At 75.0% G+C, this 4,406-nt stretch carries 3 protein-coding genes; 1 reads left to right on the top strand and 2 read right to left on the bottom strand.

The window, feature by feature from the left end; translation table 11 throughout:
- Positions 1-1,868 (top strand): LuxR C-terminal-related transcriptional regulator (locus tag ABZ885_RS36205; RefSeq protein WP_360198588.1); only part of this gene is annotated, 1,868 nt, incomplete at its 5' end.
- Between the two features lie 66 nt (positions 1,869-1,934).
- On the opposite strand, the gene sucD is transcribed toward ABZ885_RS36205, so the two are convergent.
- Together sucD and sucC are read right to left on the bottom strand one after the other, a co-directional pair.
- Positions 1,935-2,816, bottom strand: a complete 882-nt coding sequence (gene sucD, locus ABZ885_RS36200) for a succinate--CoA ligase subunit alpha (RefSeq protein WP_360198585.1) — start codon at positions 2,814-2,816, stop codon at positions 1,935-1,937.
- A 19-nt stretch (positions 2,817-2,835) separates the two neighbouring features.
- The gene (sucC, locus tag ABZ885_RS36195; RefSeq protein ID WP_360198582.1) at positions 2,836-4,008 is read right to left on the bottom strand and encodes an ADP-forming succinate--CoA ligase subunit beta; all 1,173 of its coding nucleotides are present in this window, start codon (positions 4,006-4,008) and stop codon (positions 2,836-2,838) included.
- Positions 4,009-4,406: the final 398 nt, after the last annotated feature.

Below are 4,406 nucleotides of genomic sequence, written 5' to 3'. Positions count from 1 at the left end.
CCGGGCCCGCCGCGTCCACCGGCCCTGCCGCGCCGGTCGCGCCCGCCACGCCCGCCGCCGGCCGGGAGGAGGCGGCCCGGCTGATCCGGGAGCTGACGCCGCGTGAAGCCCAGGCCCTGGCACACCTGGCGGCCGGCCGGGAGCTCGACGAGTCGGCGGCCGCACTCGGCGTCACCCCCACCACCGCGCGCCGCTACCAGCACCGGGCCCTGCGCAAGCTCGGTGCCCGGACCCGCGCCGAGATCACCGCCTTCGCCGACCTGCTGAACCCCGCTCAGGCCGCCCCGAACGCCACCGCGGACACCGCCCCGGACACCGCCGCCACGACCGGACCGCGCACCGCCCGCCCCGGCACGCCGAAGCCCCCGGCCGATCCGGCGCGTGGCGGCGGCCGCAACCCCCGGCCCGGGCCCGCGCAGCCGGGCCGGTCCGAGCAGCGCCGGAGGACCGCGGCCGCCCCGGTACCCGACACCACCGGGGCCCGCCACGCCCGTCCGCCCCGCGAGGTGCCGGAGCCCCCGGACGGACCCCCCGGAACCGCCGCGGCCGACGCACCGGGCCGACCCGAGGCCGCGGTGCCCGTCGACGCACCGCGCGACCGCCGCCGGCCGAAGCACGCGAAGCCGGCTCCCGCGCCCGGCCGCGCCGAGGCCGAGGCCCGGGCCGAAGCCCGGGCCGAAGCCGCTGCTCCGCCGGCCGGGGAACGCCCCGAGGCCCGGACCCCCGCCACACCGCCCGCCGCACCACCCGCCGCATCGCCGATCGCCGCACCAACCGCCGCACCGCCACCGCAGGACGGGCGCCCGGGCGACGGCGCGCGCCGGAAGGAACCCGCCCCGGCGGGCGCTCCCGCCTTCGAGGAGCTGTACGAGGCCGCCCACACCCGCCTCGTGCAGCAGGTCTTCCTCCTCACCGCCTGCAAGCACCGCGCCGTGCACTGCGTCCGGCGGGCGTTCGGCGAGGCGCAGCGGCGCTGGGACGAGGTCGCCGCCGGGCCGGACCCGGAGGGCTGGGTACGGGCCCGGGCGTGCGAGGCGGCGCTGTCGCCCTGGCACCGGGGCGGGCCGCGCCGGGCGCACGTCTGGCGGCTGCCGCACCGCCGGATCAAGGTGCGCCCGGCCGACGAGTCGCAGGCGGTGCTGCCGGACCACGACCGGCTCACCGACCGCGACCGCGCGCTGCTCAAGGCGCTCAAGCGGCTGTCCCGCCCGCAGCGCCGGGCGCTCGTGCTGCACGACGGCCTGGGGCTGCCCGCCGCCGCGGTGGCGGTCGAGGTGGAGTCGACCCTGGCGGCCGCGGAGGGCCGGGTCTGGGCGGCCCGGACGGCGCTGGCGCAGTGGGTGCCGGAGCTGACCGGGCCGGACCCGGCGGCGGACGGCTTCGCGGACCGGCTGAGCGGGCTGCTGCACCGGGCGGCCGTCCGCGGCTGCCCGCAGCCGCACCGGGCGCCGGTGCCGCTGCTGCGCGCCCGGTACGGGCTGGCCGACGCGACCAGGACCGGGGCGGCGGCGCTGATCACGGTGGCGGTCGCGGGGGCCGCGGTGGCGACGCTGGCCGGGGGCGGGCCCGGCGCGCTGTTCCGGCAGCCCGCGGAGGCCCCGGCCCCGGCCCTCTGCGGCGCGACCGCGTACGGCGCCGTCCCCGCGCCGCCGGAGGCGCCGCCGACGGGGGTGCGCAGCCTCTGGTGCAGTCCGGCGCCGGGCGTCGAGGCGGTCGTGCTGGACCCGCCGCCGCCCCGGCCCGCCCGTCCGGGGGAGCTGCCGGGCGCCGGGCACGCCGACGCGGCGCTGCCGCCGCCCGGCCCGGCCGCGACCGGTCCGCTGTCCTGCACCCGCTGGGCCCTGCACCCCTGCGCGACGGACAACTGAGGGCCCGGGAAACGCGAGCGCCCCCGCCCGGAGGTCCGGACGGGGGCGCTCGACGAGCGGGTGGCGTCAGCCGATCAGCTCGCGCGCCAGGCGGGCGGTCTCGGACGGCGTCTTGCCGACCTTGACACCGGCGGCCTCGAGGGCCTCCTTCTTCGCCTGGGCGGTGCCCGAGGAGCCGGAGACGATGGCGCCGGCGTGGCCCATGGTCTTGCCCTCCGGGGCGGTGAAGCCCGCGACGTAGCCGACGACCGGCTTGGTGACGTGCTCGGCGATGTAGGCCGCGGCACGCTCCTCGGCGTCGCCGCCGATCTCACCGATCATGACGATGAGCTCGGTCTCCGGGTCCTCCTGGAACGCCTTGAGGGCGTCGATGTGGGTGGTGCCGATGACCGGGTCACCGCCGATGCCCACGGCCGAGGAGAAGCCGATGTCGCGCAGCTCGTACATGAGCTGGTAGGTCAGGGTGCCGGACTTCGAGACCAGACCGATCTTGCCGGAGCTGGTGATGTCGGCCGGGATGATGCCGGCGTTCGACTGTCCGGGGCTGATCAGGCCGGGGCAGTTCGGGCCGATGATCCGGGTCTTGTTGCCCTTCGAGCCCGCGTACGCCCAGAAGGCGGCGGTGTCGTGCACCGGGACGCCCTCGGTGATGACGACGGCCAGGCCGATCTCGGCGTCGATGGCCTCGACGACGGCGTCCTTGGTGAACTTCGGCGGCACGAAGATGACGGTGACGTCGGCACCGGTCTTCTCCATGGCCTCGGCGACGGAGCCGAAGACGGGCACCTCGGTGCCGTCGACGTCGACCGTGGTGCCGGCCTTGCGCGGGTTCACGCCGCCGACGATCTGGGTGCCGGAGGCGAGCATGCGGCGGGTGTGCTTCATGCCCTCGGAGCCGGTCATGCCCTGGACGATGACCTTGCTGTCCTTGGTAAGGAAGATAGCCATGGTGTGAAAGTCCCCTTCCTTACTTGTTGGCCAGCTCGGCGGCGCGGTCGGCCGCACCGTCCATGGTGTCCACCTGCTCGACCAGCGGGTGGTTGGCGTCGGTCAGGATCTGACGCCCAAGCTCGGCGTTGTTGCCGTCGAGGCGGACGACCAGCGGCTTGGTGACCGCCTCGCCCTTCGACTCGAGCAGGGCCAGCGCCTGCACGATGCCGTTCGCGACGGCGTCGCACGCGGTGATGCCACCGAAGACGTTGACGAAGACGGCCTTGACGTCCTCGTCGCCGAGGATGATCTCGAGGCCGTTGGCCATCACCTCGGCGGACGCGCCGCCGCCGATGTCGAGGAAGTTGGCGGGCTTGACGCCGCCGTGCTTCTCACCGGCGTAGGCGACGACGTCGAGGGTGCTCATGACGAGGCCCGCGCCGTTGCCGATGATGCCGACCTGGCCTTCGAGCTTGACGTAGTTCAGGCCCTTGGCCTTGGCGGCGGCCTCCAGCGGGTTGGCCGCGGCCTTGTCCTCGAGCGCCTCGTGCTCGGGCTGGCGGAACTCGGCGTTCTCGTCCAGGGAGACCTTGCCGTCAAGCGCGATGATCTTGCCCTCGCCGGACTTGATCAGCGGGTTGACCTCGACGAGGAGGGCGTCCTCGGCGATGAAGACCTTCCACAGCTTCTGCAGGACCTCGGCGACCTGGTCGGCGATCTCGGCCGGGAACTTCGCCGCGGCGACGATCTCGGCGGCCTTCTCCGGGGTGCAGCCCTCGTTGGCGTCGACCGGGATCTTCGCGAGCGCGTCGGGGTTCTGCTCGGCGACGACCTCGATCTCCACGCCGCCCTCGACGCTGGCCATGGCCAGGAAGGTGCGGTTGGTGCGGTCCAGCAGGAACGAGACGTAGTACTCGTCCTTGATGTCCGCGGTCTGGGCCAGCATCACCTTGTGAACGGTGTGGCCCTTGATGTCCATGCCGAGGATCTGCTCGGCCTTGGCGACGGCGTCCGCCGGGTCGGCGGCGAGCTTCACGCCACCGGCCTTGCCTCGGCCACCCACCTTCACCTGAGCCTTGACGACGGCACGGCCGCCGAAGCGCTCGGCGATGGCGCGAGCCGCTTCGGGGGTCTCGATGACATCGCCGTCAAGCACGGGCACGCCGTGCTTGGCGAAGAGGTCCCTCGCCTGGTACTCGAACAGGTCCACGTGTTTGTCCTTGTTCGTGGTCGCGGATTGTGTCTCTACGAGCGTGCCACGGCAGGATCTTCGCTGCGGGTCGTCGGGGCGGTGCGGGTACGCAGAGGTACGGCCTTGCGGCCCACACAGCCACGGGCGCACACGTCAATCAACACGCGCGTCACGTCCGTCTGGCAGGTTATCCCCGGACGACGGGAGTGTTTCGCCCGGGACCGGCCCGTCTTGGGTGAGAACCGTCACAAACAGCCTACGGCCGTGGCTCGCCCGGCCCGCTCCGCGGGCGGGCGGATCAGGGGTGCGGACCGGACCGGTTCCCCCGTCCGGGTGAACCCGCGGCCGGGGGTCCACGGCCTCCCGGACCGCCCGCCCGCCGCCCTCGCCCCCGGCCCGGGCCGCCCGCCTGCGCC

This window comes from Kitasatospora sp. NPDC047058, assembly GCF_040643935.1.
Lineage (GTDB): Bacteria > Actinomycetota > Actinomycetes > Streptomycetales > Streptomycetaceae > Kitasatospora.
The sequence above is the reverse complement of the archived record's forward strand: the minus strand, read 5'-3'. Positions and strand labels throughout refer to the sequence as shown.

Bases quoted from the DNA above. Each gene is read 5' to 3' on its own strand.
- sucD (WP_360198585.1), bottom strand. From the start codon at position 2,816: ATGGCTATCTTCCTTACCAAGGACAGCAAGGTCATCGTCCAGGGCATG.